Source organism: Companilactobacillus futsaii JCM 17355 (genome assembly GCF_001435505.1).
Classification (GTDB): Bacteria; Bacillota; Bacilli; order Lactobacillales; family Lactobacillaceae; genus Companilactobacillus; species Companilactobacillus futsaii.
Window position 1 is genome coordinate 1 of sequence record NZ_AZDO01000151.1, and the last position, 4990, is coordinate 4990.

Here is a 4990-nt window from a genome sequence, read left to right on the forward strand (position 1 = left end):
GTGTTTTTTTATTTATTTTTTCTTAAGGTGGCTAACTTGATTATAAAATTCGCCATAACAAAAAAATCTCATTAAAACGTCTAATAATGACATTTTAATGAGATTTTTTGCTTCTTTAATTAGCAACTAGACTTCAAACGCGACGACGGCTAGTTGATGGGAAACCTAGTTGTTCACGATATTTAGCAACTGTTCGACGAGCAATCTTGAGTCCGTCCTTTTGCAACATATCGGAAATTTTCTGGTCGCTCAATGGCTTCTTCTTATCTTCATCATTGATAATATCTTTGATTTTTACTTTTACTTGATCAACTGACTTATCTTCACCAACTGTCACTTTACTACGACGGGAGAAGAAACGCTTCAACTCAAAAATACCAAAATCAGTTTGAATGTACTTCCCGTTGATTGTTCGACTGACAGTTGATTCACTAATTTGCAACTTTTGAGCAACATCCCTGATCAACAATGGCTCAAGTGCTTGCGTATTTTGCATAAAAAATTGATATTGAGCTCTGACAATACATCTACCAATGATTGAAATGGTATCGATTCGACGCTGCAAATTATATTCCAAGGTCTTATATTGATTGTACTTATCATGAATATACTTTTGAACATCATCATCAGTTGATTTTACTAAGCGGTCATAAGTTTCTTCAGCAAAGACCAGTTGTGGTTGACCATACTTAGTGATTGATAGAGTCAATTTATCCTGATTCTTTTTTACTTGTAATTCTGGAACAACGTATTGCTCATTTTGTGAAGTATATCTTTGTCCAGGATTTGCTGACAAAGACTGGATAAAATTAATATCTTTTTGCAATTCCACATTAGAAATCTTCAAACTGCGCTTCAATTGCTTCCACTCATGTTTAGTGAACAATTCAAAGTTATCACTCAACATAGACATAATCTCTGCGTTGGCGTTATCTGCTTGAGCTTGCAAGTATAAGCACTCTCTTAAATCACGAGCTCCAATCCCTGGAGGGTCTAATTGTTGCAATAACGTCTTCGCATCAAGCAACATAATTGGCGTTATATCTTTTACTTCCTCAAAAATTTCCTTATCTGACAAAGTCAAATAACCATTCGGATCTAATTGTTCAATCAAATAAATAACCAAATCACGCAAAGCTGTTTTTCTCATTGTCAATTGAACTTGATCTAATAAATATTCAAATAATGATTGTTGTTCATCTTTAATTTGATATGAAGTATTATTACTATTTTCAATAAATGGCATATCCAAATTGACATGGACGTCAAATAACGGATTCTCCAAACTTTGTTCATTTAAATAATCAGCTAAATCAATTGCGTCAGATTGTAATATTAAAATAGACTGACGCATCCCTTGGGTCAAAGACAATCCCTGAACTTGTTTTTGATTCAAGTTTTGTTTTAATTCCATTAGATTCACTCCCTTCTTAACAGCACTTTCACTATAACTAATATAATGATAGCGCTTTTTAAGCAATTTGTATTCTTCTCAAAAAAATTAATTTGCCAAATTACGCTTAATATCCAAAAAACTTTTTAATCCCGATGAATTAAGACGAATCAACCGATCCCTGAATTCATCTTTATCAAGCTGCACTTGTCCGTCATTATATATTCGAAATAATAATAAAGTATTACGAATCAAGAAATTAGCACAGATATATGCATCCAATTTACAGAGCTTAAATTCCTTTAAAATAGCATCAGCCAAACCTTTTGAAACTCTCTCTTCAACTTGTCGAGCGATAAAAAGATAATCAGTCGAAGTCATCATAAAAGTATAAAATTCTCGTGCTTGTGAAAAAAAATCAAATACTTTGTCAAAAATATAACCAGGAATTGATAAACCTTTTTTAAGAGGTTCTTCTAAAATCAGCTGTAAAATTTTTTCAGAGATTTCAACCGCAATCGTCGTCGCAAATTCATCGATCGAATCATAATGCAAATAAAAAGTTTTCCGATTGATTTTAGCTGTTTTGGTCAATTGTTTGACTGTAATATCTCGATATTTGGTAGTTTTAGTCAGTTCTTTAAATGCTAGTTGTAAGGACTGATTAGTTTTACGTACCCGCCGATCAATTTTTGTCATTATCCTCACCATCACTATTTTTGGCATCACTATAACATATTTTTGATAAGAATTTTTTCCAATATTTTATAGCTTTCAAGCAAGAACACTTCAAATTTATAGATGAAATGTCCATTGATTTGAAGTGCTTTTATTTGCATCTTTGTAATCGGTATATATAACAATCGTTATTTAATAAGTATAATTATTTAATTGGTCTATTTATTTTACTTGTTTTTTTGTAGGCCATATACTCTAGTTGTAACGAGAATATGTATGGGTTCGGCACCAATAATCAAGTTACTAATTTTTAATAACTTATCGTATTTTAAGGGAGATGCTTTTTAATGAATATGAAAAAATCATTGATTGTTACGTCCTTAATTGGATTATTTATAGCATTTCTAATTTTCTTTGTTCCACAAATCTCAGTTCAAGCAGCTACAACGACTACTCCAGCTGAAACAACGGCTTCTCCGCCTGGGAATAGTACATCCAAAAGTTCGTCTACAACTACTAGTTCGACTAATACTCAAGCTACACAACCAACAACCACAGCTGTAACACCTAGAGCTTTAACAATTACTGGCTTAGGTGCTGAAGATGCAACTTTGACCGATGTCAATGGCAATCCTGTCAAACCAAGTGATGACTTGTATACTTGGTTGAATTACAAAGTAAATTACAATTGGAGTATTCCAGATGGCGTTCAAATCACTGCTGGCGACACGACTCAATTCACTTTACCTGAAGGCGTCGTTGCTAACGGAGATTTGACCTTCCCTATTTACAATAGCAGCAATACTGAAATCGGTACCGCTACGATCAAAAATGGTGAAACTGTTGGTACTTTAACCTTCAATGATGTTTTATCTAACACCAATGCTAATCGTAAAGGCACCTTGACTTTAGTCTCAAAAGGTACAAATACTAGCAACAACACCGAAGGCGAAGATTGGATGTTCAACAAACTAGGTTGGGTCGCAGGATTCGATGCTAACAACGTTCCAAATGAATTGACTTGGAATATTGCCTTTAATCCTAATGAACACAACTTAAGCGGCGTTGTCATTACTGACACTTTAGGTCCTAACCAAGAGTACATTCCTGGTTCTCTATCAGCTATCGGCGGATCTTATGGACCTGGTGGCTTTGTAAGTAATGGTCACCAATTAAATCCAACAGTTACAACTGATGGTAACAAGGTTATCATGACCTTCCCTGGCAACGTTACAACTGCTGTCGATATTTATTATAGAGTTAAAGTAACAAACACTAATGCCAGCGGTTCAACTACTTGGACCAACAACGCAACCATGGCTTCAAGTGAAGGCACGAATAATATCAGTGCTTCAACATCTTGGGGTGGTTCTGGGACTGGTAATGGTGATCAACAAGTCGGTAGTGTTTCATTGCAAAAGTCTGATGCTACAACTGACAAAGCCTTAAGTGGTGCTGAATATCAATTAGCTGACGGAACTGGCTACGTCATCATTTCCAACGCTGAAACTGATGAAAATGGTCAAATCAATATTCACAACCTACCATATGGTTCTTATACTTTAACTGAAGTAAAAGCTCCTGATGGTTACTTGATTAACCAAAGTCCAATTGAATTCACTATTCCAGATAAAGATGGCAATGTCGATCTTAAAGTTAGTCAAAGTGATAAAGCCATCCCTGGTTCAGTTATTTTAACTAAATCAAATGCCGAAACAAAGGATCCAATTGCTGGTGCTACTTTTGAATTATTAGATAGTACTGGTAAGGTCATCCAAAGTGGACTCGTAACTGACAACAGTGGTAAATTAGCTATCGACGACTTACCTGTTGGCAACTACTCCTTAGTTGAAACTGCTGCGGCACCCGGTTATGAATTGGATGCTACACCATTGAACTTTACAATTGCTTTAAATCAAACTACTCCATTAGCTCTTGAAAAATTCAACACTGCTCTTGATACAACACCAGATACTGGTAGTGTTATTTTGACAAAAGTTGATGCAAGTGATGTTAATACAGTTTTACCTGGTGCTGTTTATGATTTAGTAGACAGTACTGGCGCAATTCTTCAAACGGGTTTGACAACTGATGCTAAAGGCCAAATCACTGTTCCTGATTTACCAACTGGCACTTATTCATTTGTCGAAACCAAAGCTCCTGAAGGCTATCAATCAAGTCTTCAACCAATCAACTTTACTATTTCCAAAGGTGAAACTACTCAAGTAGAAGCTAAGGATACCTTAATCGAAGAAGATATCCCAGTAACACCTGTAGAACCTGAAAATCCCGGCACTACACCTGGTACTGCACCTCCTACAACAAATCCAGAAAATCCTAGCCAACCCGGAAATCCTGGTACTACTGAACCTCCTGTAACTACTAACCCAGAAAGTCCTAGCCAACCTGAATCTCCTAGCATTACTGAACCTCCTGTAACTACTAATCCAGAAAGTCCTAGTCAACCCGAAAATCCTGGTACTACTGAACCTTCTGTAACTAGCCCAGAAAGTCCTAGTCAACCTGAATCTCCAAGTGCAACTGAACCTGTCTATCCAGAAATTCCTGGTACAGAAAATGCCGAAGAAGCTCCTAGTTCTTCCACTCCTTATCCAGAAACTCCTGGTACACCTTCCAATACTACTAGTTCTAGTTTGAAACCATCTGTTTCAACTAGTGGAACAAGTAATTCAACAATCCCTATTTCTGGTCAATCATCATATGAAAAAGGTACATTTCCACAAACTGGTAATGAAAACAGCTTATTCATGATGATTAGTGGATTGTTCATCGCTTTGTTCGTACTTCTCAAGTATTGGATCAAGAGATTAAGTTACTAACTTTTCTGAAAAAGAAGACCTTGCAATGAAGTGCAATAAAAAAGTTAGACATTTTTATAAGTTTTAAGAAATCATGGAT

Annotated in this window: 3 protein-coding genes; 1 reads left to right on the forward strand and 2 read right to left on the reverse strand. The window is 35.7% G+C overall.

From position 1 onward, the window contains the following. Positions 1-133: 133 nt before the first annotated feature. Both rpoN and FC88_RS12445 read right to left on the reverse strand, forming a co-directional pair. Complete coding sequence (gene rpoN / locus FC88_RS12440) at positions 134-1414, reverse strand: RNA polymerase factor sigma-54 (RefSeq protein WP_057816101.1); 1281 nt, start codon at positions 1412-1414, stop codon at positions 134-136. 87 nt (positions 1415-1501) lie between these two features. Beyond that, positions 1502-2092 (reverse strand): TetR/AcrR family transcriptional regulator, encoded by a 591-nt coding sequence (locus FC88_RS12445; RefSeq protein WP_057816103.1) that lies wholly within the window; start codon positions 2090-2092, stop codon positions 1502-1504. Between the two features lie 326 nt (positions 2093-2418). On the opposite strand from FC88_RS12445, the gene FC88_RS12450 reads away from it, so the two are divergent. Then, positions 2419-4911, forward strand: a complete 2493-nt coding sequence (locus FC88_RS12450; protein WP_057816105.1) for an MSCRAMM family protein — start codon at positions 2419-2421, stop codon at positions 4909-4911. The last annotated feature ends 79 nt before the right edge of the window (positions 4912-4990 follow it).

Excerpts from the sequence above, each read along its gene's own strand:
- rpoN (WP_057816101.1), bottom strand. The coding sequence starts at position 1,414 with ATGGAATTAAAACAAAACTTGAATCAAAAACAAGTTCAGGGATTGTCT.
- FC88_RS12445 (WP_057816103.1), bottom strand. The coding sequence starts at position 2,092 with ATGACAAAAATTGATCGGCGGGTACGTAAAACTAATCAGTCCTTACAA.
- FC88_RS12450 (WP_057816105.1), top strand. The coding sequence starts at position 2,419 with ATGAATATGAAAAAATCATTGATTGTTACGTCCTTAATTGGATTATTT.